The 21,721-nt window shown below is 47.5% G+C and carries 21 protein-coding genes and 1 other annotated feature; of the genes, 2 read left to right on the top strand and 19 right to left on the bottom strand.

All coding sequences use genetic code 11. From position 1 onward, the window contains the following. Positions 1–231: 231 nt before the first annotated feature. The 3 genes from ACN6NF_RS16630 to ACN6NF_RS16640 all read right to left on the bottom strand — a co-directional run bounded on the left by ACN6NF_RS16630 (position 232) and on the right by ACN6NF_RS16640 (position 4,305). Positions 232–2,850, bottom strand: a complete 2,619-nt coding sequence (locus tag ACN6NF_RS16630; protein ID WP_474318658.1) for a ComEC/Rec2 family competence protein — start codon at positions 2,848–2,850, stop codon at positions 232–234. A gap of 203 nt (positions 2,851–3,053) precedes the next feature. Beyond that, positions 3,054–3,572 carry a deoxycytidylate deaminase gene (locus ACN6NF_RS16635; RefSeq protein ID WP_016821629.1) on the bottom strand — a complete coding sequence of 173 codons (519 nt, stop codon included), beginning with the start codon at positions 3,570–3,572 and terminating at the stop codon, positions 3,054–3,056. Positions 3,573–3,657: 85 nt separating this feature from the next. Then, positions 3,658–4,305 carry a ComEA family DNA-binding protein gene (locus ACN6NF_RS16640; RefSeq protein ID WP_474318659.1) on the bottom strand — a complete coding sequence of 216 codons (648 nt, stop codon included), beginning with the start codon at positions 4,303–4,305 and terminating at the stop codon, positions 3,658–3,660. Positions 4,306–4,591: 286 nt separating this feature from the next. Between ACN6NF_RS16640 and comER the strand changes: the two genes are divergently transcribed. After that, on the top strand, positions 4,592–5,437 hold the full coding sequence (comER, locus tag ACN6NF_RS16645) for a late competence protein ComER (protein WP_474318660.1): 846 nt from the start codon (positions 4,592–4,594) through the stop codon (positions 5,435–5,437). Here comER and leuS read toward each other — a convergent pair. Further along, on the bottom strand, positions 5,418–7,856 hold the full coding sequence (leuS, locus tag ACN6NF_RS16650) for a leucine--tRNA ligase (protein WP_474318661.1): 2,439 nt from the start codon (positions 7,854–7,856) through the stop codon (positions 5,418–5,420). The two genes, comER and leuS, sit on opposite strands and share 20 nt — an antisense overlap. 61 nt (positions 7,857–7,917) lie before the next feature. Next, positions 7,918–8,175 (bottom strand) — a binding site (T-box leader). Positions 8,176–8,354: 179 nt separating this feature from the next. On the opposite strand from leuS, the gene ACN6NF_RS16655 reads away from it, so the two are divergent. Further along, entirely contained in the window at positions 8,355–8,744 is a 390-nt protein-coding gene (locus ACN6NF_RS16655; protein WP_474318662.1) for a tautomerase family protein, read from the top strand. Positions 8,745–8,816: 72 nt separating this feature from the next. On the opposite strand, the gene ACN6NF_RS16660 is transcribed toward ACN6NF_RS16655, so the two are convergent. From ACN6NF_RS16660 to spoVAC, 15 genes are all read right to left on the bottom strand, one after another. After that, complete coding sequence (locus tag ACN6NF_RS16660) at positions 8,817–9,590, bottom strand: class I SAM-dependent DNA methyltransferase (protein WP_474318663.1); 774 nt, start codon at positions 9,588–9,590, stop codon at positions 8,817–8,819. Between the two features lie 3 nt (positions 9,591–9,593). Next, positions 9,594–10,502: a CvfB family protein gene (locus ACN6NF_RS16665; protein WP_016821635.1), complete on the bottom strand. Its 909-nt coding sequence runs from the start codon at positions 10,500–10,502 to the stop codon at positions 9,594–9,596. After that, positions 10,499–10,846: a ribosome silencing factor gene (gene rsfS, locus ACN6NF_RS16670; protein WP_013372199.1), complete on the bottom strand. Its 348-nt coding sequence runs from the start codon at positions 10,844–10,846 to the stop codon at positions 10,499–10,501. The genes ACN6NF_RS16665 and rsfS overlap by 4 nt, the downstream gene beginning before the upstream one ends. Further along, positions 10,843–11,439 (bottom strand): bis(5'-nucleosyl)-tetraphosphatase (symmetrical) YqeK, encoded by a 597-nt coding sequence (gene yqeK, locus ACN6NF_RS16675; RefSeq protein WP_474318664.1) that lies wholly within the window; start codon positions 11,437–11,439, stop codon positions 10,843–10,845. Before yqeK ends, rsfS begins: the two co-directional genes overlap by 4 nt. Then, complete coding sequence (gene nadD, locus ACN6NF_RS16680) at positions 11,423–12,013, bottom strand: nicotinate-nucleotide adenylyltransferase (RefSeq protein WP_474318665.1); 591 nt, start codon at positions 12,011–12,013, stop codon at positions 11,423–11,425. The genes yqeK and nadD overlap by 17 nt, the downstream gene beginning before the upstream one ends. 17 nt (positions 12,014–12,030) lie before the next feature. Then, positions 12,031–12,327 (bottom strand): ribosome assembly RNA-binding protein YhbY, encoded by a 297-nt coding sequence (yhbY, locus tag ACN6NF_RS16685; RefSeq protein WP_013372202.1) that lies wholly within the window; start codon positions 12,325–12,327, stop codon positions 12,031–12,033. A 68-nt stretch (positions 12,328–12,395) separates the two neighbouring features. Beyond that, positions 12,396–13,265: a shikimate dehydrogenase gene (aroE, locus tag ACN6NF_RS16690; RefSeq protein ID WP_474318666.1), complete on the bottom strand. Its 870-nt coding sequence runs from the start codon at positions 13,263–13,265 to the stop codon at positions 12,396–12,398. Between the two features lie 105 nt (positions 13,266–13,370). After that, positions 13,371–14,498 (bottom strand): ribosome biogenesis GTPase YqeH, encoded by a 1,128-nt coding sequence (yqeH, locus tag ACN6NF_RS16695; RefSeq protein WP_474318667.1) that lies wholly within the window; start codon positions 14,496–14,498, stop codon positions 13,371–13,373. Further along, a complete protein-coding gene (locus ACN6NF_RS16700) occupies positions 14,491–15,021 on the bottom strand; it encodes a YqeG family HAD IIIA-type phosphatase (protein ID WP_474318668.1) in 531 nt (176 codons plus the stop codon). The genes yqeH and ACN6NF_RS16700 overlap by 8 nt, the downstream gene beginning before the upstream one ends. A 143-nt stretch (positions 15,022–15,164) precedes the next feature. Then, positions 15,165–17,411 carry a transglutaminase TgpA family protein gene (locus tag ACN6NF_RS16705; RefSeq protein ID WP_474318669.1) on the bottom strand — a complete coding sequence of 749 codons (2,247 nt, stop codon included), beginning with the start codon at positions 17,409–17,411 and terminating at the stop codon, positions 15,165–15,167. Beyond that, on the bottom strand, positions 17,408–18,655 hold the full coding sequence (locus tag ACN6NF_RS16710; protein WP_474318670.1) for a DUF58 domain-containing protein: 1,248 nt from the start codon (positions 18,653–18,655) through the stop codon (positions 17,408–17,410). Before ACN6NF_RS16710 ends, ACN6NF_RS16705 begins: the two co-directional genes overlap by 4 nt. Before the next feature lie 3 nt (positions 18,656–18,658). Further along, entirely contained in the window at positions 18,659–19,618 is a 960-nt protein-coding gene (locus ACN6NF_RS16715) for an AAA family ATPase (RefSeq protein WP_474318671.1), read from the bottom strand. Positions 19,619–19,831: 213 nt separating this feature from the next. Then, complete coding sequence (gene spoVAE / locus ACN6NF_RS16720; protein ID WP_016821644.1) at positions 19,832–20,188, bottom strand: stage V sporulation protein AE; 357 nt, start codon at positions 20,186–20,188, stop codon at positions 19,832–19,834. Beyond that, positions 20,185–21,207, bottom strand: coding sequence for a stage V sporulation protein AD (gene spoVAD, locus ACN6NF_RS16725; RefSeq protein ID WP_016821645.1), 1,023 nt, complete (start codon positions 21,205–21,207; stop codon positions 20,185–20,187). Before spoVAD ends, spoVAE begins: the two co-directional genes overlap by 4 nt. Then, positions 21,204–21,710: a stage V sporulation protein AC gene (gene spoVAC / locus ACN6NF_RS16730; RefSeq protein WP_016821646.1), complete on the bottom strand. Its 507-nt coding sequence runs from the start codon at positions 21,708–21,710 to the stop codon at positions 21,204–21,206. Before spoVAC ends, spoVAD begins: the two co-directional genes overlap by 4 nt. Positions 21,711–21,721: the final 11 nt, after the last annotated feature.

The following is a 21,721-nucleotide window of genomic DNA, read 5'->3' on the forward strand; positions in this document are numbered from 1 at the left end:
TCAACCCCTACATACATCTAAATACTGAACCTATTGAACTGATAAAACATTTTGTTACTTTTTGGAAATCAGAAAATCAGATATGAGTTCTAGTTGTTAAGACAGAGCAATCGGATCTTGAAAGTAAAAATCGTCGATTAAGAATTGATATACCTTATCTGATTTAACGATAGGCAGGTTCTTGGCTGTTACAAGCCTGCTTTTTATATTTGAAGATGATTTTATACAAAATCATTTTGAATTCGTCTGTTCACGTCTCCGTTGATACCGCACACTCAGTTTCCCTTGCTGCACACGAATCTGTACCTCTCCCATTGTGTCTGTTCGATATATGGCAGAATCAACCTCCGCCAAACGTTCCAATACCGCTTTATTCGGATGGCCATAAGTGTTGCTTGCACCAACTGAAATGACGGATACTTTCGGCTGCCAGTAGGACAACCACTCTTCCGAGGTAGAGTACTTACTTCCGTGATGTGCCACTTTCATAACGTCTACAGCTTTTCTTGCAGCTCCTGTCGCCCCCTGAGCTTTCACACTGGATGGAGAATGGGTTAATTCAGAAAGCAACAGCGACTCTGCGGCATCATCCATATCTCCTGTGAATAAAAACGAGGCCCCCTCCATCTCTAAAATCATGGCAACGGAATAATGATTCTGTTCCTTCATAACAGGCAACTGCTCAGATTCGTTCTCCTCCAGCTTAAACGGATAGAGAAAGCGAATTTTCGTATCCCGGTCCACTTCCCAGTCCATCCTATGATTTGCACCGTACAGCTTGATCTGCTTGTCCAAAGCCGTGTTTAACAACTTCCGGAATGGGGTTTTGTCTGTTAGGGTACCGTTAAAAAACAGGGTGGATACGGGAATTTGGTCAAATACAGCCTGTAGCCCTCCGGCATGATCGTGATCTCCATGCGTCAAAATAACAGCGTCCAGTCGATGCACACCACGTTGCTTTAGCAAGGGGACAATCGTATCCGCGCCTACCTCGTAGGGATCTGTGCGCTTGCGCCAAGCATTTTTCCCTGTTGCAAAGTCCATTGTACCCCCGCCATCCACCAAAATATGTTTCCCTCCCGGCGTTGTAATTAAAATGCTATCACCTTGGCCCACATCCAGATATTGAACAACTCCCGTGCCTCTTTCAACCGGAGATTGGTACCCTATACATAGTATGCCAAGCCAGGCAATACCACTTAAAGCCAGTGCCACATGACGGTATCCATCCCACTGTCGATGCGCAAATTTCCCTGCACCCTTCGGTTCATGAGCCGTTTGCAAAATAGCCGCCCACTCGGCAGAAGCTGCTAGTCCTGTATGCACAGGTGATGCTATGGGATTAGATTTCATATCGGAAATTTCGCCTGTTTGCCTTCGAGATATCAACCATGTTTTGAGCCAGTACAGAACGCTGTACAAAGCTGCGTAATACGCCAGAACCCACAAAATAGAAGAAGACGGCCAAATACTCACATAAGCGTCATCCACATTCATCCATTTCACAAGCGAAAAGGTTAGATCGTTTAATTGCTCCGCTGGCCACGCAAGGATACGTGCCCCATCCCCCCATAAAAAGGCTATTCCCATTGCCACCGTACCTAGTGGAAGCACGATATATGTAATTAAGGGGACAAGTACAAAATTAGCCGCAAATGATAATAACGAAAATTGATTAAAGTAGAATACCGTCATTGGAAACGAAACAAGCTGTGCCGTGATTGTGATCGCAACTTCACCACCGATCAGGAGGGGCCATTTGGCGAAAAACGGCTTCATAAGCGGCATATATATGAGCAACCCACCTGTCACCAAAAAGGAAAGCTGAAAGCTGACGCTAAGCAGGTAGTATGGATTCCATAGCAGCATAAGCAACGCAGATATACTTAAAATATTAAGTCCGTCTTTGAGCAACCCTCGCCGAGCTGCAAACAAGCCAATCATCGCCATAATTCCTGCTCTTACAACAGAGGGAGAAGCACCTGTCAGCAGCACATAAGCCGGAATCAGTACCATCACAATCGTAAGGGAGGTTTCACGGCTAACTCGTAATAGCTTGAGTAAATATAATAATGTGGCCGCATATACCGCCACATGCATACCTGATATCGCCAAAATATGCGTTAAACCAAGCTGCGTAAATTCATTATACGTTGCTGGGTCCAGCTCATCTGTAACCCCAAGCACCAGACCTTTCATATATCCTGCGTGAAGAAGTGATGTAAAAGCAGACTCCATTTTTTGACCTAGCTGCTCTCTAAGCTGATCATTCCATCTCAATACTGTATAACGGTTCCACAGTGAAGCCTTCTGCCTCTGTAACGAGGCGGCTCCAGCCCCCTTGAAAAGCCAGTGAATTTCCTGCGTGTGCAGATACTCACTGTAATCAAAGCCACCAAAGTTCCCCGCTTTTATCGGTGCCTTTAAGCTGCCATACAGCAGGATTGCATCCCCACGCTGCCATGCTGCCGCAAGTTGCTGTTCCTGCTTCGCAGCCAACTTGATATGAACAATGACCTGTTCAGAAATAGATCCTCGATTTTCGACCTTATTGGAATGACTTGCCAAGTGATGGATAGAAGTAACTCTCATCTCAAACTGCGCACGATCACCATCAATCTCAATTTCTGAAGCAATAAACCCTGCTGCTTGAACAGGCATGTCTTCTATAACAGAAGACGATACATGAAGAGCACCAGGAATACTGCTCACGTTATGCGTATCATGCCAAAACCAATGAAATCCACCACCACTTAAAGCAATCCATAGTAATACCATATGTCGGATGGGAATTTTCATCATTAAAGCTATAAGCGGGAAAACCAGGGTAACTCCCGCCCACAGCACCAAAAGTATACGCCCCGAATACAGACACGCCCCCGCACTTCCTATAATCCAACAAACAGTGAGGCTTAATATTGGCCTAGTCAACACAAGTTGGGCTTGAATACAATCACCTTCCATTAGCAAACATTGCTTTCTATCCAACACACAAAACAAAAAAAGAACCCCTGACAAAATAACATTGTCAGAGGTTCTTCCTCGTTTATTATCTAATCCTTAACATCCATCAGCGTTTCCTGCGGTGGATGATAAGTCTCCAGCATGCGAAAGGCGATTCCCTTTTCCTCCATCATAGCACGAACCTTGTCGGCATCTTTTGGATAAGGTCGGTGATATACAATCTCCACAATACCGCTGTTCGCCAACATATTGGCACACGTCCAGCACGGCTGGTCGGTGACATATACTGAGGAGCCTTCACGGTCAATCCGGTCAGTAAACAGCAGCAGGTTCTGCTCCGCATGAATAGTGCGAATACAACGCTGCTTCTTAACCATTTCCTCCCGTCCATCACGGTGAACGACCTCATATTCCTCCGAGATCATACAGCCTGCCTCAGAACAGTCAGGCACCCCGGATGGTGCTCCATTATAGGCCGTCCCCAATAGCTTCTTACCTTGCACAAGTACGGCTCCAACATGACGCCGCGAGCAGCGCGAACGGGTGGATACCATATAAGCGATATCCATGAAATAGGTGTCCCAGTCCTTGCGTACATCTGCACTCATTTCCATCTCTCCCGTATAAACAAGTTAAACGTAAAACATACCCGTTACAGCCACTCTCAAAGCCTACACCGTAAACTTAAATAAGTTATAAGCTAACATAAGGCTTCATTTTCGCTAACATTTTAGCTCCGATTCCCTTTACTTGATCCAAATCGTTCACACGCTTGAACAGTCCGTGCTGATTACGATAGTTCAAAATAGCCTCGGCCTTTTTAGCCCCAACCCCCGGTAGCTCCATTAACTCGGCAGCAGTCGCTGTGTTGATGTTTATCTTTTTTTCACCGGAAACGGATGGAATAACCGAATCATTCACCGTATTTGTCCTACTCGTCGTTGTAGCATTCGAACTGGCAACAGCTGTGTCTGATCTCGAATCCGCAGCATCTGACTGCTTTACGGTACTTGAATTCCCCACCATGGAGCGTTCACTCATAGCAGCAGATACCCCCGTAGAACTCTGCTTAGTATTCTGCTTCACATCGTCAACAGCTTCGACATTCGCACTGCGTTCAGCTTGGTCTGAAGCCTCTTTTACAGCATGCTTTCCTTGGGCATACTCACTGCTGCGCTGTGACTCAATTGGCTGCGACTCTATCGCCAAAGCCTGCTCCACCTTTTGGTTAAGCAAACTCCACTCTTCTTGTGGCTCAGTACGCTGCCCTCCAGCAAACAAAATAAGTCCACTCCCGATTACAGCAAGCGTTATTGCCGTTCCTGTCCATACGCGTTTCATTTTTCGTATCGTCCCCTACTTCATATGGATTTCGAAATTGAACCGACTGAAAACCACCTTTTCAATCTAACAGAGCAAATCTGTCCAATTCTCGTCAAACCGGAGGTTGTAAACACCTCCATACGGTCTCGCTGTGAGTATTTATACAAAGAGTGGTACGACCCCAGGCACAATCTAACATGCTCAGACATAAAATTGGTCATGTCGGCCAAGACCCAATGCATACATTAAGAAGAATGACAGCACAGCGTCTATACCGCAAAGTATGAAAGGAGGGCGTTGAACAATGAAAGTTGGATTTATCGGGACTGGCAGCATGGGAAGTCTGCTAATTGAATCTTTTATTCATTCGGATGCACTCAAACCGCAGCAAATATTAGCAAGCAACCGAACGTATTCCAAGGTAGCCGAGCTAGCCCGTCGTTATCCAGGTTTGCACGCAGCCCAAAGCAACCGTGAGACGGCAGCGGAAAGCGATATCCTATTTATCTGCGTGAAGCCGCTGGAATCAAAAACCGTAACGGATGAAATACGCAACGTCATTACAGAAGAGCAGATCGTCGTTTCTATCACAAGTCCAGTACAGATCCGTATTTTGGAGCATGCATTAAAAGCCAAGGTGTCCAAAATTATTCCGAGTATCACTCACCAGATTGGAAGCGGAGCCTCACTATGCATCCATGGAAACCGGATTACAGAGGAGGATCGCTCCCTTCTGGAAGAGCTTATGTCCCACATCAGCAGGCCAATTCGGGTTAAAGAGTCTCATACACGGATCACATCGGATTTTTCGAGCTGCGGCCCTGCTTTCTTGGCCTTTTTTATGGACCAGTGGATTCAAGCCGCAGTTCAAGCTACAGGTATAGACCGTACAGAACTATGCGCATTGGCTGGTGAAATGATCATCGGCACGGGAAAGCTGCTCACGGAAGGCGGGATGACACCAGCCGAGTTACAAGCAAGAGTAGCGGTTCCCGGAGGTATAACCGCCGAAGCTCTCGCCTTGTTGGACATCAGCCTGCATAGTGTATTCCCTGAGCTAATACGGGCCACGCACAACAAGTATGAAGAGGACATGCAAAAGATAGATGTCTCCTTCGGCCTAAAGCCGATTAACCGGCAACAATATTAACCAGCTTACCCGGAACAGCAATTACCTTACGAACCGTTTTACCAGCCAGTGCCTCCTGAACGCTGTCCAGCGACAAAGCAAAGGATTCCATCGCTTTGGCATCAAGATCTTTAGCAATCGTTGCACGCTGTACAATTTTACCATTCATCTGGATGACAATTTCCACTTCAGCGTCCACCGTCCATGCTTCATCATAAGCAGGCCAAGCCGCGTAGGTAATGCTCTCGTTGTGTCCCAGCAGCTGCCACAGTTCCTCGGCCAGATGCGGTGCAAGCGGGGATAGCATTTGCACGAAGTTTTCCATCGCTGCACGCGGCAGAAGGTCTGCTTTGTATGCATCATTGGTGAAGATCATCAGCTGGCTGATCGCTGTATTAAAACGCAATGCATCCAGATCCTCGGTTACCTTTTTCAGCGTTTTATGCCAGGTCCGTTTGAACTCGTCACTACCGCCGTCATTTTTAATTTTTTCGTTCAGGCTACCATCCTCGGAAACAAACAGGCGCCATACGCGGGACAGAAAACGATGCGCTCCCTCAACCCCATTCTCATTCCATGGCTTGGTCGCTTCCAGCGGCCCCATAAACATTTCATAAATACGCAGCGTATCGGCGCCAAACGTATTTACAATATCGTCAGGATTGATGACATTACCGCGTGATTTACTCATTTTTTCATTATTGTTGCCTAGAATCATACCCTGGTTAACCAGTTTATAGAAAGGCTCTTTAGTTTCCACTACGCCGATATCATATAGCACCTTGTGCCAGAAACGGGCATACAGCAAATGAAGAACCGCATGTTCTGCTCCGCCAATATACAGATCAACAGGCATCCATTCGCGCTGTTTCTCTTTGGACACAAGCTCTTTATCATTTTTTGGATCAATAAAGCGCAGGTAGTACCAGCAGCTTCCTGCCCATTGCGGCATCGTATTTGTCTCGCGACGTGCTTTCATACCTGTTTCAGGATCAACGGTTTCTACCCAATCTGTCGCATTCGCCAGTGGGGATTCACCTGTACCTGAAGGCTTGATATTGTCCATCTCTGGCAGTACGAGCGGCAGTTGATCCTCAGGAACTGTTTTGATCGTTCCATCTTCTAGATGAATTACTGGAATCGGCTCGCCCCAATAGCGTTGGCGGCTGAACAGCCAGTCACGCAGACGATAGGTTACTTTGCCCTGCCCTTTACCCTCAGCTTCGAGCCATTCGATCATTTTCGGAATAGCTTCCTCATTGGTAAGTCCATTCAGCAGGCCTGAATTGACATGCGGGCCATCCTCGGTGTATGGCTCTTTGTCCACGTCCCCACCTTGAACGACCTCAGTGATTTTCAATCCGAACTTCTTGGCAAATTCCCAGTCACGTGTATCATGGCCCGGTACTGCCATAATTGCACCTGTTCCGTAGCCTGCCAGTACATAGTCGGCAATCCAGATTGGCAGCTTTTCGCCGTTCACCGGATTCACTGCATAAGCTCCTGTGAATACGCCTGTTTTATCTTTGGCCAGATCCGTACGCTCCAGATCGCTTTTCCGAGCAGCTTGTTCACGATACTGTTGTACAGCGTCCCTTTGCTCAGGTGTAGTAATCATATCCACCAATTCCTGCTCTGGGGCCAGCACACAGTAGCTTGCGCCGAACAGCGTATCTGGACGGGTTGTAAATACTGTGAGCTGCTCGTCATAGCCTTCAATTGGGAAATGAACCTCTGCCCCGGTAGACTTACCAATCCAGTTCCGCTGCATATCCTTAATACTCTCGGACCAGTCCAATTCCTCCAAATCATCCAGCAAACGATCGGCGTATTCCGTAATTTTCAGCATCCATTGACGCATTGGTTTGCGGATAACCGGATGGCCGCCACGCTCACTCTTACCGTCAATTACTTCTTCATTCGCCAGCACTGTTCCCAGTGCTGGGCACCAATTCACGGGCACTTCAGCTACATAAGCGAGACCGCGCTTGTACAGCTGGATGAAAATCCACTGTGTCCATTTGTAATAATCAGGATCAGTAGTGCTGATTTCACGATCCCAGTCATATGAAAACCCAAGTGATTTGATTTGACGGCGGAAGTTGTTTACGTTCTTTACCGTAATTTCGCGTGGGTGCTCGCCTGTATCCAGCGCATGCTGCTCGGCAGGCAGACCGAAGGCGTCCCAACCCATCGGATGCAGTACGTTGTAGCCACGCATTCTTTTATAACGTGAAACAATATCTGTAGCTGTGTATCCCTCCGGGTGGCCTACATGTAGACCAGCTCCAGACGGGTACGGAAACATATCCAAAGCATAAAACTTCGGTTTCCCCGGCTCTTCCCCAGTGCGGAACGTTTTGTTCTCATCCCAATATTTCTGCCATTTTGGTTCAATACTTTGCGGTTGATAGCCGTGCTTCGGCTGTGTGTCTGTCATTGTCTTTTCCTCCTCAAACGGTATGCAACAAAAAAACCTCTGCATCCCGTAGCGTGTCAGCGCTAGGGACGAGAGGTTATATTCCCGTGGTACCACCCTAGTTAGCAGAAAGCGTTCTTCGCAATCTACTCCCTTTGCACCTGATAACGGAGGTGATCCGATGCGCATTAATAACAGGATACTAACACCTATATAGTGTTTTCCTGCGTTGGACGCATATCTCCGAGGTGAGTTCGCTTTGCACTGTCAACCGGCTTGCACCACCCGCCGGCTCTCTACATGTCCAGACAAAACTACTATTCCTCATCAGCGATTGTTTAACCGTTAATAATGGCACTATTATATTGAAAACCACGAAAAAAGTCAAATAAGGACTACATTTGATACGAAGCTCCATCTTCATACTAGTTGTCCATGACACATGAATACGAATGTTTTATAATAACTCCAAGTTGCAATGATTCAAGTTGAGATGAGATAAGAAAGGTGAGCTGAGACATGACACAAATTAAAATTTTCGGAATAAAAGAAAAGCTAGATCCGATCAAGAAGCAACTTTCAGAGGTGATTCACTCTGCCGTGGTGGATGCGTTCAACTATCCTCCAGACAAGAGGTTTCATCGTTTTTTTCCTATGAATCATGAAGACTATATCTATACAGATAATCGCTCCGAGGCGTACACCATTATTGAAATCAGTATTTTTGAAGGCAGAACGACAACAGCTAAGAAGCAGCTCATTCAGCTGTTATTCCAAAGAATTACGGATCATTTTGCCATTGCTCCACAGGATCTTGAGATTACTATATTTGAAACCCCGAAACAGAACTGGGGCATTCGGGGTGTACCGGGTGATGAACTTCAGCTGAACTATAAAGTGAATATATGAGTGCAAAAAGACGCTCTTCATGACTCCATGAAAAGCGTCTTTCTTTTTTCTTATTAGCTCAATGAAACCTAGCTATTTTACAGCGACATAAAACAGTCTCGCCGCGTCATCTTCTGCTTCTACCCATTCAAAATCTGCATATACCTTCACATCACGAAAACCCGCTTTGGACAATTCTGCCTTCATCCAGTCTGGATCATAAGCACGCTGCACATGAATTTCCTCAAAACGCTGGTACAGATTGCGTCCTTCTTGTTCTGCTTTCGCAAAGATACTAAGATGATGCTCAATTTCACAACGGGGTGTATCCAACGCGCATGTCCAGATATACGAGATAGAGCGTTCATCCAGTACGAATGGTTGTTCTTCATCATAACGCAAAAATGTCTGGGGATGATGTACATCAAACAGAAAGGTTCCACCGGGCTTCAGACCAGTATACGTTCTGCGAAAAGTAGAAATGATATCTTCTTCCTCAAGTAAATAATTCAGGCAATCGCAAAAAGAAATGACAGAATCCACGGGCTCCGGTAAAACCCATTCTCGCATATCCTGCTGTATCCAGCGAACGCTTCCCTCACGAAACAATCGCTGTCCTTGAGGAGTGGTTTCCATTTTGCGACGGGCTACTGCCAGCATGTCAGAGGATAAATCGATGCCAGCCACCTCGAAGCCCGAGTTAACCAGTGGAATCGTAATTGAGCCCGTTCCGCAGCCCAGCTCGGCCACTGTATGCGGCATACCGTATCGATCCCAAGCCTGCCGTGCAAAGCGCAACCAGTCTGGGTAAGGCATGTCCTGCATTAGCTCATCATACACATAGGCAAACTTGCGGTAAGAAGCCATCTTTTACTCCCCATTCCCGTCCTTCGGTTTAGGCATTTTCTCAACCAGGTAGGTCCAGTTTTCTTTTTGTGTAACCAGCCCTTCCTTCATCAGCTTGCCCATCGCACGCTTGAAGGCGGATTTACTGATACCAAACCGTTGCTTAATAATATCCGGCGGCGTTGCGTCAGAATATGGCATACCGCCACCCGGACGTTCTTTCAGAAATGCAATCAACCGATCCGCATCCTCATCACGGCCTACTTCCTTGCGTGGCGACATCGCCAGATTGACCCGGCCGTCTTCGCGAACAAGCGTGACCCGTACCTTAACCTCCTCGCCCAAGCGAAGCATACGGTTACGTTCCGAGGAATGAATCATCCCTATTGCACCAAAACCAAGCACACCCCCGTCCACCAGGACGAATGTGCCCATCTGAAGCGGCTTGTACACCGTCGCCTGCACCCATGTATTAAGCCACGAACTAGGAGCATGGAAGCACAATGGAGCCAGTTCCTGCTCCCCTGCCAGCTTAGCTCGCAGTCTGCCTTGTTTGTCATGCTCCATAATGGCATACACGTAGTCACCCACCCGAGGATGCAGATCACGGTTTTCTGGCAACTCACGAATCGGCAGCAAAAGCTGACGCCCCAATCCCATCTCCAGGAAACATCCCAAACGCGGATGCACATCGGCCACCTCAAGCTTGGCCATTTCTCCCAGAGACAAGAACGGCTTTTTCATAGTTGCAGCCAAACGGTCCTCTGTATCATGGAAGATAAATACCTCCAGCCGTTCACCTACCTCGATTTCACGAGTAAGCTCAGTATAATGCAGCAGAACATCCTGCTCACCGACGGTAAGAAAGTAGCCGAAAGGAGATACCTCACGATCCACCATAATGGTGACATAAGTACCAGCGATCAAACTCATACCTTCTCCACAACCTTAGCATCCGACCAGAGTCGCTCAATGTTATAATATTCGCGTTCGTCGCGATGGAAGACATGCACTACGACATCCCCCAAATCCATTAGAACCCAGCGAGCGGAATCCATTCCTTCGATTCCTTTGATGGCTACACCTTCATCATGAGCGCGTTTGCGAATTTCTGTTACAATCGCCTGTACTTGTGTATCCGAATTACCATGGCAAATTACAAAATAATCCGCGACTAGCGATACTCCACGCAAATCCAGTGCGACAATATTCATTGCCTTTTTATCATTAGCGGCCTCAACCGCCGTTTGCATTAATTTCTCATTCGTTAGGGTCATTCATGAACCTCCGTTTTTTTCTGTTTTAGCTGTCGAATCAAGTCATTGCGCGACAAGACCGTCAGCGGAAAAATAACCTTTTGCTTTTCCAGCAACAATGAAATCGTAGAATCAAATCCAGCGACAAGGCCCTGCTCCAAACTTTTCTTTGCCTGTTTACGGATATGTTCAACTCCTGGAAAATCCCGGCCCGGTTCGATGTAATCAGCCAGACACACGACTTTATCCAGCAGACTCATACCTACGCGTCCTGACGTATGCCAGCGGATTGCATTCCTTATTTCCGGATCATCCACTCCGTAATCTCTCGCCGCAACGCAGTACCCTACCTCTGAATGCCAGAGCTGCTTGTCATGCTCCAATAGCTCCTGATCACATTCGGGATAGTTACGAATCACTTCCTCCATCTGCTGAACAGGCCAATATTTCGCTACATCATGTAAAATAGCCGCCAGTTCTGCCTTATTCGGGTCTGCCCCATAACGCTTCGCAAGCTCCACAGAGGTATGCATCACACCCAGCGTGTGTATCCAGCGTTTTTCAGGCATCTGACCAGATACGGCTTCCATTAGCTGCTCACGGCTGTACTTCATACAAACCGCCCCTTGTAATATAGTCGTGTACACGATCAGGCACAAGATAACGAATAGTACGCCCTTCTGCAGCACGCTCTCGTATATCCGTCGAAGAAATGTCCACCACTGGCATATCTGCCAGCAGTACCTTGCCCTGCAAATAATGTGGCAACTCATCCAACGCAAGCTGGAAGCCCGGTCGCCGCACCCCAATAAAACAAATCCGCTGCGCCAACTCCTCAATTCCCTGCCAATGAGGCAAGTAGTTCACCATATCCGCACCAATAATAAAATAAAAATCTACAGCAGGATGCAGCTCCTGAAGCTCCTTGATCGTGTCAATGGTATAGGATACCCCCCCGCGAAGAACTTCAATATCCAGCACTTCAAAAGCAGGATGACCCGCCACTGCTTGACTCGTCATCTCCAGACGCTCCTTGCCGCTTGCCCCCGCTTGATGCTTGTGCGGAGGAATATGAGAAGGCATAAACCATACTTGATCCAGCTCATAAGCATCTCTTGCCGCTTCTCCAGCCAGTAGATGTCCAATATGAATCGGGTCAAATGTACCACCCATAATACCGATTTTCATAATTTTCTCCCCGCGTATTACCCTCTAGGCAACTCGATTTGCTTATGATCACGAGATTCCTTGTACAAAATAATGGTGCTTCCAATAAGCTGTACAAGCTCGGAACCCGTCTCTGCTGCCAATTCTTCCGCAATTTCATGCTTGTCGTCCAAACAGTTGTTCAAAATTTGTACTTTCATCAGCTCACGCTTTTCAATCGCATCATTAATGTGACGCATAAGATGCTCATTCGTACCGTTTTTACCTACTTGAAAAACCGGGTCCAAATGATGCGCCATGGAGCGCAGATATCTTTTTTGTTTACCTGTTAACATGTATATTTAACCCCTTCGTCGCCACATATGCAATGCGGCATTTCCATAATTTTAATGTATAATCCGACTTACGACAGGCTTCTCAGCACCGCCGCTCTCATTTGGTCTACTGCAGGGGCCACCCCCGTAAAATACTCAAAAGCCACTGCCCCTTGGTACACAAACATGCCTAAGCCTCCATGTACAGTGCAGCCACGCTGTTCACGGCTTTCGCGTAAAAGTCTCGTTTCCAGGGGATTGTAGATCAAATCGCTCACAATGATTCCCTCTGGAATCAGATTCGTTTCTAACGGAAGCTCATCAGATAAAGGAGACATTCCCACCGAGGTTGTATTAATCAACACATCCACTCTCCTGAGCACACTCTTGGCTTCCTCGTTGGAATAGCCCGTTACTGGAATTGCTTCTGTCGTCCACTCCAATGCCAGTTGTTCAGCTTTGTCACGTGTTCGGTTCAGAATAATGACCGATTCCGGTCGCTCCTCCAACAGGGCGTGAATCACGCCTCGGGCAGCCCCACCGGCTCCTAGAACAGCAATCCTTGCACCTTTTAGCTCGACAGAAGTTTCCTCTTTAAGGGAGCGCACGTAGCCAATTCCGTCCGTATTATAGCCCTTGAGCCGTCCATTGTCATTCACTATCGTATTGACAGCGCCGATGAGCCGGGCCCCTTCATCAATCTCATCCAGATATTTCATAACCTCAACCTTATGGGGAATCGTCACATTGACTCCGCGGAAATGCAAAGCCCGAATCCCCTTCACGGCATCCTGCAGCTGATCTGGTGTGACATGAAGAGGTACAAAATCTCCCTCAATCCCCGCTGCCTGCAAAGCTATTTTATGCATAAGAGGCGATTTGGAGTGCTTGATCGGATCACCCAATACGCCCAATAGTACAAGATCTTGTTCGGTCGCTCCAGACTCCCCGCTGTTCATCGTTGCTCTCCCCCATATTGCAAAATATTAGGCCGCTCAAATACATGAATGGCGGCAGGAACCAGTATGTGTTCCTTGCCGCCCTATAACTTGGTTACAGCATTGTTAAATCAACGCAGGCCGCAAAAGCACACGGACTCCCCGAGGAGCATGAACCGCTACCAGAGCTCCGTTCTCACTATTTACCCTAATCCATCCCAAACCGGATATATAGATGTCCGATGGAGATTTGCGTGGAACGCGGAACTCATGTCTGGTCCATTCCGGCATCTCTGCCAATTGATCGCGTGTTGGCGGAGACAATAGCTCCCCGGCATGATCAGCGAACAACTGATCAGCTCGCTCCAGCTTGGTGCGATGTATTTTAAGACCCCCGTTAATGTAGCAGGTAAATGATTGGTGCTGACCGTCTACAAAATCAAATCGGGCCATACCGCCGAAAAACAACGTTTGTCCGGCATCAAGCTGATATGCAGCAGGCTTCAGCGGCTTGTCCGGCATAATAGCACTCAAGTCCTGACGGGAGACGATTTCGCTGAACCGCCAAGGGTACACAATACCCGGAGTATCAATAATGTGCTTGCCATCGTCAAGCGGAATATTTACCATATCGAGTGTAGTTCCTGGATAACGGGATGTTGTAAGTTCCTGCTCCATATCGCTGTAATCACGAATCAAGCGGTTAATGAGCGTGGATTTCCCTACATTTGTGGCTCCGACCACATATACATCGCGGTTACCACGCAGTTCAGATACCACATCCAGCAGACGGTCAAAGCCCTGATTTTTTTTAGCAGAGCACAATACGATTTCTTCCGTGCGTAGCCCTTGCTCCTTCGCTTGCTTTTGTACCCAGTTACGTACCTTGTTCCAGTTTGTCACCTTAGGCAACAAATCGGTCTTATTGACTGCCAGTACAACCGGATTTGAGCCTACAAAACGCTGTAAGCCGGAAATCAAGCTGCCTTCAAAGTCAAAAATATCTACAATGTGGATGACGAGCGCATCCTTGTCTCCAATCTGACTAAGCAGCTTCAAGAACTCATCTTGATCTACCGTCACCGAAGAGGTTTCATTATAGTTTTTGATCCGGAAGCAACGCTGACAGATGACCGGTTCGCGAGTTAATAATTTTTCCGGAATATATCCCGGAAGGTCCGGGTTAGTGGTCTGCATGGTGATACCGCAACCACTACATTTGACGGCTGTTCCGCCGTCAGGTCTTTCAGTCATTCTTCTTTTCCTCCTCAAGCCATAAGCCTTTCTTACGTAACCTTGTGAGCGCGATTCGCTCCAACCGTCGATTAAATCGGGTCATGACTCCTTCATCATGAATCGATATTGGTAGCACCAGAACGGTATGCAATCCCATGCGGTTGCCTCCCAACACGTCCGTCAACATTTGATCCCCGACCATAATAGTCTCTTCCGGAGTAAGCCCCATCATACGGATAGCTTTCCGAAAGGACGAGTTGGATGGCTTCCGGGCGGCATGTATAAATTCAATGTCCAAAGGCGTAGCAAACACGGATACACGGTCCATATTGTTATTAGACACGATGACAAGCTTAAAACCCGCCTGTTTGACCTTTTCAAACCAGGCCACCAGCTCGGGAGTTGCATTCGGCGCTTTTGCACCGACCAGCGTGTTATCCAGATCCGTAATAATGCCGCGATATCCTTGAGCATACAAGCCTTCAAGATCAATATCAAAGACGGTATTCACCCGTAATTTGGGCATCAGCATTTCAAACAACGTCGGTCACCTCAGTTTCATACGACAAACTATACCATATTACTATGGCTTAGTAAAAAGCTATCCGCAACAAACGGACAGCTTTTTACTAAACATATAGATTAAGATTAAAAATTGCGACACTCAAACCTAGTAAAAATAGACTAGCCTTCGTCCTTATGACCAGGCTTTGCTCTTCGTCCGGCCCATCGTTTTATCCATGGTTCCCTTTGCAACAGGGAAGCTTGCTGGCGAACACTACGCCAATCCTCTGCGGCTACCGACGAAGGACTATAACGCGCTTGTTCAAAGCGTCCTAGCAAATGATGTAAAATCGCAGCGCGTTCCGGTGCTTCTTGTGACCATCTGTCAACTGATTCCCTCAGTGTCTCATGGCTGGCGCGGACAAAGCCTTTCCTTCGCATGTACCGTAACCAGTGTTCCGTTTCGACGACTACCTTTTCATCGGGAGTCAACGGCTTACCTGTGCGTAAACGCAGTAGATAAAAGTGAATGTCTGCCCGGTTACGCCAGATGATATAAGCAGCCCACAATAGGAGAATGGCAACAGCAGAGCCTATGATTACAGGATGAATCCTAAAGCCTTCCCCTGTGTTCATCTGCGGGGTCTGCTCATGTTGATCTGGTTCTGGCTGATCTTTGACCTCTGGGGCTTCTGGAGTCTTTGAATCTTCCTGCTCCGTAAGAAGCGGCATGTCAAAGCCGGGCGTAGCTTCTACAGGAATCCAGCCATATTCGCCTAAATATACCTCTGCCCAGGAATGAGCGTCCGCGTTTGTCACGGAATAAGAGGACATGTTTTCGTCACCATCGTCCGTGGTTGCATCATCTGAAAACGTCTGCTGGCCAGGAGCATACCCTTTGACCCAACGGGCTGGAACCCCAACGGAGCGAGCCATCATGACTAATGAAGTGGAATAATAATCGCAATAGCCCTCCCGAATCTCAAACAGAAAGGCATCCACGAAATCCCTGCTTCTTTTCCGTGAGAGATCCGGATTGTTCGTATATGCATAATTTTGCTGTAGATACTGCTGTAGCAATCCTACTTTTTCATACGGCGTTTTGGCCGTCGCCGTTACATTGCGAGCCAAATCACGAACCCGCTGCGGCAATTCCTTTGGAATTTGTAAGTAGGCTTCCTGTTTATTTTTTCCATACAACTCATTAAAACTTTTTCTACGCAGCTCTTTCTCAGGGATCACTGGAACATGCGATACCAAAGTATACGTTTTAGGATAAGCAGTTCTTCGAGAGGATGGATTCCAAAGCAGTTCTGCCTGTTCCGGATTCCAACGCAACCCGTTTGCCCGTGAATCTCTGTCCACCGATTGAACACGATGCACCGAATAGGCGCCAAACAGAACGGGATAGCTCTGATCATTTTGCATGGTAACGGTCTGCACGACCTGCTCAGTAGAGTGTCTCGTTTCTTGTGCGTTTTCAAGCTCTGCGGTCATCGACACCTCATTTGGTGCTGGATCATCGTTGCCCACGTCAACCCAGCCTGTACCGGAATAGGTTCGTTTCGTTTCTCCTCGCCAATAGCTTCGCTGATTAGTTGTGATGGTCATGACAGGCGAATAATCAAAATTAAAACCTCCACCCAATCGATTATCCTGGCGACTATAACCAGATGCGGTGTTCATGCGCTGATTCAGTGCCCCAGATCCATTGGCGGTTCCAGCGGTGGTTGAGCTAATGCGCTGGGTCCACGCTGTATAGGGGTCCGTCAAAGCTGGCTGTACCTCGGGCATATTCACACCCGCCATAATAATAAGCGCAAAAATGACAGCAATATTGGCCGCAATTTTATACGGATACCGCCGAATATGCTTCCATCCTTGAGGATAATGTTGACGAAAATACTGCAGATGCTGTGTCACTAGCCATCCCATACCAGCAAAGACGATCCAGGCAACCTCCTCCCACAGCACAGTTGGTGTGAAGGAATCAAGCACCGCCAGAGCTGCAACATTGATGCCCACAAAAACTAGAATCCGCTGCTTCGTGGTAACGATGAGCGGCACCATTTCAATGACTAGCCAAGCAATGAGGGAAAACCAAACATAAGGAGACATATTAGATATAAACTGATCCAGACGATTGGCTGCCCCGCCAAAGGGGATAATGATGGAGTAAGACACTAATGTCCGATACAAAATAAAGAACAGCGTTACCGCCTTAACGACAAATTCAATCCATGGACGGAATGGTAGTAAAATCTTCACCAGCGCCAGCATTGTAATGGTCGTCAGTACAAGTGCCCTCGTCTCTTCCAGCCATAATTCAGAAGCAAAAGACACCCATTGCATAGCAATAATAATAATCCACAAGAACGTAAAGGCGGGAGCCCAGGAGCTCTTTAACGATTGTAACCAGCTTTTCATTGTGTCCCTCCCCCCATTACAGCCGGGAGCTCTTCGAGGCTCTCAACATCATAGCCCTTAATTCCCCTTGCACGAAGCATGCTCATCCACTTTTCAGCTTCTCCCTCGGCAGAACCTTCGCCGATATAGACGTGGCACGGGGTCATCCCCCGGGTATCGGCCCAGCGAAGAAGCTCCAACGCCTGATGGTCCTTCAGCGGACTAATCAGTATAAAATAACAGCCTTGCGGAAATTGGCGCACACAGCTTTCTAGAGCAGTCATCAAGCTGCCTTGCGAAGTGGTATGGATGTCTACCAAGTGATGCATCATTCGTTGCCGTTCCATGGTCTGCTCACTTGGCTGAAAAACAGTCCCCTTCTCTCCAGCTGTACACAGTCCGACCCCCATCCGCTCTCGTCCGCCATATTCAAGTAATGAAGCGGTAGAAGATACAGCTAGCTCAAACTGATCGGCGTTTACATAATGCTTTGTATGCACGTCCAGCACAAGCATCGTTTTAGGAACCGTCTCATGCTCAAATTCCTTCGATTTCCAACTGCCTGTGCGAGCCGTCGCATTCCAGTGGATACGTGAAAACCGATCTCCATATACATAATCCCGTACACCGTTGATTTGTGTCGTTTCACGACGCGTTCGAGTTTGAACGGTCTGCGGTCCAGACATCCTTGAGCGGCGATCATTGATCTGCCAATATGGAATGAATGCCGTGCGAGGAAGCACCCGAAATTCACCGCGTGCATTCAACCTGCCCTTGTGCTCCAACAGGCCAAAGATGTCCTCACTCACACATTCGGTTTCCTCAAAATAGTAGCTTCCTCGTTCTAAAGCAGGGGTTTGAAATGTAAGCTGGCCACCACCTTTCATACTGGGGATAACACTGTCTTCAAACGACCAGGATTCCCCTGTATGTCGCTTGAGCACCTCGCGAACAATGACATAGGGTAACGGAAGAAAGCCAGGAATGCTCAGACTGAGCTTTACGTGTACCTGATCTCCCGCATGCAGCAGTTCCCCGAACTCCGATCCTTGCGAAAGTTGCCGATGACCTTGAACGCGGCGAACTCCACTCAGACCAACCATCCATAAATAAACGATTAACAACGTAACCATAGAAAACAGCATGACCGATGTCTTTCCGCCCTGAAATAACAAATAAAGCAGGCACACCACCCATATTAATAGCATAAGCCAGAAGCGACCTGATAGCCGGGGAAGCCTACGCTTCCTTTTGACCATACTCATTCCCTAAGAACGCTCCATTCGTACGGGTACATGAACCTGTCGGAGCACAGACTGCAGTACAGACTGGGCGTTGGAACTATCGAGGCGCGCTTCGGGACGAAGCAGCAAACGATGCGTCAGCACATAAGGCGCCAGCGCCTTCACATCATCAGGCAGCACATAGTCACGGTTATCTTGAAAAGCGTATGCCTTGGCAGCCATGACAAAAGCAAGCGCAGCCCGTGGACTAGCCCCCAGCAACACGGATGGATGTTCTCTCGTCGCACGAACGATATCGAGTAAATAGGACGTCACCGCTTCGTCCATATAGATATCTCTGATTTCCTGCTGGATGTCAGCAATCTGTTCCATATGCGCTACAGCCTCCAGACGATCTGCTGGCTGGCCCGTCTGATGATGAAGCAGCATGTTGCGCTCTGTCTCCAAATCAGGATAGCCCAGGCTGATTTTGAGCATAAAACGATCTAATTGTGCTTCCGGCAGCATATAAGTGCCTTCAAAATCAATTGGATTTTGAGTGGCACACAGCATAAAAGGATGAGGTAACATATGAGTGTCCCCATCCACCGTCACACTTCGTTCCTCCATAACCTCAAGCAGAGCTGACTGGGTTTTCGTCGTCGCTCGGTTAATTTCGTCTGCCAGCAAAATGTTAGTCATAACCGGACCCGGACGGAAATAAAAACGCTCGTCCCGTGGATGAAATATAGATACCCCTGTAATATCACTCGGTAGAATATCAGGATTACATTGAACACGGCGATAATCACCACGCATGGATTTAGCAAGAGCCTTGATCATTTGCGTTTTCCCCGTACCCGGAACGTCCTCGATCAGAATGTGTCCACCGGCCAGCATAGCCGTAAGCAGTAATTTTATTTCAAAGGGTTTCCCTAATATGCATGATTCCAGATTAGAACGGATTGCAGATACAATCTGCACAGATTCTTGACGCACGGGCATAACTCTGTAAACCTCCTAGATAGCAACCTGTTTCCTATTATTGTACATGAAGGTGGACATAGAGTACACTTAACTCCCTACCCATATTATTCAAGCTCCATCTTCTTTGATATGTACATGTTTTTCGGAACGGTCAAAAACCCTTCGGTTATCAAATCCGAAGGGTTCACGTATACAATTTTTTTACTTGTGTCCTATTTAAAGCACCCTGCTTTATATGCTTCCTTTTGGACGAACAAACAAGCATGCCAGAAAAGAGAAAATAATCGCCGAGGAAATCCCTGCGCTTGTCAGACTAAAGATCCCTGTAATGACACCAAGCCATCCGTCCTTTTCCAATTCTGTTAATGCACCATGTACGAGTGAGTTACCAAAGCTGGTAATTGGAATCGTCGCACCCGCTCCAGCAAATTTGATAAGGGGATCATATATTCCGACAGCGTCGGCAATTGCACCTGCTACCACCAACGTACTCATTGTGTGTGCCGGGGTCAATTTGATTACATCCATCATCAACTGACCCACGACACAAATGGCACCGCCCACTAAAAAAGCCCATAGAAATATCATACTTTTCCTCCCGCTTCAAAAGCTACAGCATGTGCAACACATGGAATGCTTTCACCCTGCTGTGTAGTCAAAGGAGACAATAACGCCCCGGTCGCCACGACCAGCACCTTTTGTAGTTCTCCCTTTTCGATCCGTTTTAACAGATGTCCATAGGTTACAACAGCCGAGCATCCGCAACCACTTCCACCTGCAATGACCTTCTTTTGCTTATTGATGTCGTAAATCAGTAAACCGCAATCATTAAATTCCGTTTGATTCATATCAAATCCGTCTTTTTTAAGCAGCTCCTTGGCAATCGGCAGCCCTACGGAGGCTAAATCCCCTGTTACAATAAGATCATAGTAGCCTGGATCCCTGCCTGTATCTCGAAAATGAGACAAAAGCGTGTCCGCCGCCGCTGGAGCCATGGCTCCGCCCATATTAAAGGGATCTTTAATGCCCATATCCATTACGCGCCCAATAGTGGCACAATCTACCACCGTTCCTGACTTCGCATGTCCCACAATGGCCGCACCGGAACCGGTAACCGTATACTGAGCTGTGGGGGGCTTCTGTGCTCCGTATTCATTAGGATAGCGGAATTGTTTTTCCACAGTACAGTTATGGCTGGTTGTACCCGCCATCACGTAGTCGCCCGCCTCTGAATCCACAATAAGTGCTGCTAAAGCCAAGCTTTCCATCGACGTTGAGCAGGCTCCGAAAACACCTAAATAGGGAATAGCAAGCTTGCTAGCCGAAAATGAGCTGCTGATAATCTGATTCATCAGATCACCACTTATGAAAAATTGCACTTCCTCTTTGTTTAAATTGGAATTAATTAACGCAAGCTCTGTAGAATGCTCAATTAACCTTCGTTCCGCTTTTTCCCATGTTTTCTCGTTTATTTCGATATTGTCATAAATATAATCGAAATCTGTGGACAACGGCCCCTCTCCTTCATCCGGGCCTACAACAGTTGCACTACCAATGATGCGCGGTCTCGACTCAAACTTCCAGGTTTGTCCTCCCTGTCTTCTCATAAGTGGTTGCCCCCCACACCGAGGATCGCGTATATAACGCCTACGATAAATGCGGCCACAACACCGAATACGACAACTGAGCCTGCCAGCTTGAACATATTTGCGCCCACTCCAAGTACCAATCCCTCGGAACGATACTCCAATGCAGCTGAACACATCGAGTTCGCAAAACCTGTAATCGGTACAGCGGTTCCCGCTCCTGCCCATTGGGCAATCTTATCGTAGACCCCGATGCAAGTTAATATAACAGACAACAAGATCATCATGGATGCAGTCGGTGCCGCAGCCTCTTTGGCGGGAATATGCATACCTGCCATAAAGGCTTCCTGGATCGCCTGCCCAATCACACAGATGACGCCTCCAACCAGGAAAGCACGCACACAATTGGCAAATACTTTTCTGGAGGGTTCATGCTTTTGGGAAACACTTTGATAGTCTTTCTCATTTATGGACAACGGCGACGAATTGGTACGAAAACCGCGCTGTCCTGACTTAGCTGGCATCATTCACCACC

It is taken from the genome of Paenibacillus sp. TSM33, assembly GCF_056099025.1.

Bases quoted from the DNA above. Each gene is read 5' to 3' on its own strand.
- ACN6NF_RS16635 (WP_016821629.1), bottom strand. From the start codon at position 3,572: ATGAGTGCAGATGTACGCAAGGACTGGGACACCTATTTCATGGATATC.
- ACN6NF_RS16640 (WP_474318659.1), bottom strand. From the start codon at position 4,305: ATGAAACGCGTATGGACAGGAACGGCAATAACGCTTGCTGTAATCGGG.
- comER (WP_474318660.1), top strand. From the start codon at position 4,592: ATGAAAGTTGGATTTATCGGGACTGGCAGCATGGGAAGTCTGCTAATT.
- leuS (WP_474318661.1), bottom strand. From the start codon at position 7,856: ATGACAGACACACAGCCGAAGCACGGCTATCAACCGCAAAGTATTGAA.
- ACN6NF_RS16655 (WP_474318662.1), top strand. From the start codon at position 8,355: ATGACACAAATTAAAATTTTCGGAATAAAAGAAAAGCTAGATCCGATC.
- ACN6NF_RS16660 (WP_474318663.1), bottom strand. From the start codon at position 9,590: ATGGCTTCTTACCGCAAGTTTGCCTATGTGTATGATGAGCTAATGCAG.
- ACN6NF_RS16665 (WP_016821635.1), bottom strand. From the start codon at position 10,502: ATGAGTTTGATCGCTGGTACTTATGTCACCATTATGGTGGATCGTGAG.
- rsfS (WP_013372199.1), bottom strand. From the start codon at position 10,846: ATGACCCTAACGAATGAGAAATTAATGCAAACGGCGGTTGAGGCCGCT.
- yqeK (WP_474318664.1), bottom strand. From the start codon at position 11,439: ATGAAGTACAGCCGTGAGCAGCTAATGGAAGCCGTATCTGGTCAGATG.
- nadD (WP_474318665.1), bottom strand. From the start codon at position 12,013: ATGAAAATCGGTATTATGGGTGGTACATTTGACCCGATTCATATTGGA.
- yhbY (WP_013372202.1), bottom strand. From the start codon at position 12,327: ATGTTAACAGGTAAACAAAAAAGATATCTGCGCTCCATGGCGCATCAT.
- aroE (WP_474318666.1), bottom strand. From the start codon at position 13,265: ATGAACAGCGGGGAGTCTGGAGCGACCGAACAAGATCTTGTACTATTG.
- yqeH (WP_474318667.1), bottom strand. From the start codon at position 14,498: ATGACTGAAAGACCTGACGGCGGAACAGCCGTCAAATGTAGTGGTTGC.
- ACN6NF_RS16705 (WP_474318669.1), bottom strand. From the start codon at position 17,411: ATGAAAAGCTGGTTACAATCGTTAAAGAGCTCCTGGGCTCCCGCCTTT.
- ACN6NF_RS16710 (WP_474318670.1), bottom strand. From the start codon at position 18,655: ATGAGTATGGTCAAAAGGAAGCGTAGGCTTCCCCGGCTATCAGGTCGC.
- ACN6NF_RS16715 (WP_474318671.1), bottom strand. From the start codon at position 19,618: ATGCCCGTGCGTCAAGAATCTGTGCAGATTGTATCTGCAATCCGTTCT.
- spoVAE (WP_016821644.1), bottom strand. From the start codon at position 20,188: ATGATATTTCTATGGGCTTTTTTAGTGGGCGGTGCCATTTGTGTCGTG.
- spoVAD (WP_016821645.1), bottom strand. From the start codon at position 21,207: ATGAGAAGACAGGGAGGACAAACCTGGAAGTTTGAGTCGAGACCGCGC.
- spoVAC (WP_016821646.1), bottom strand. From the start codon at position 21,710: ATGCCAGCTAAGTCAGGACAGCGCGGTTTTCGTACCAATTCGTCGCCG.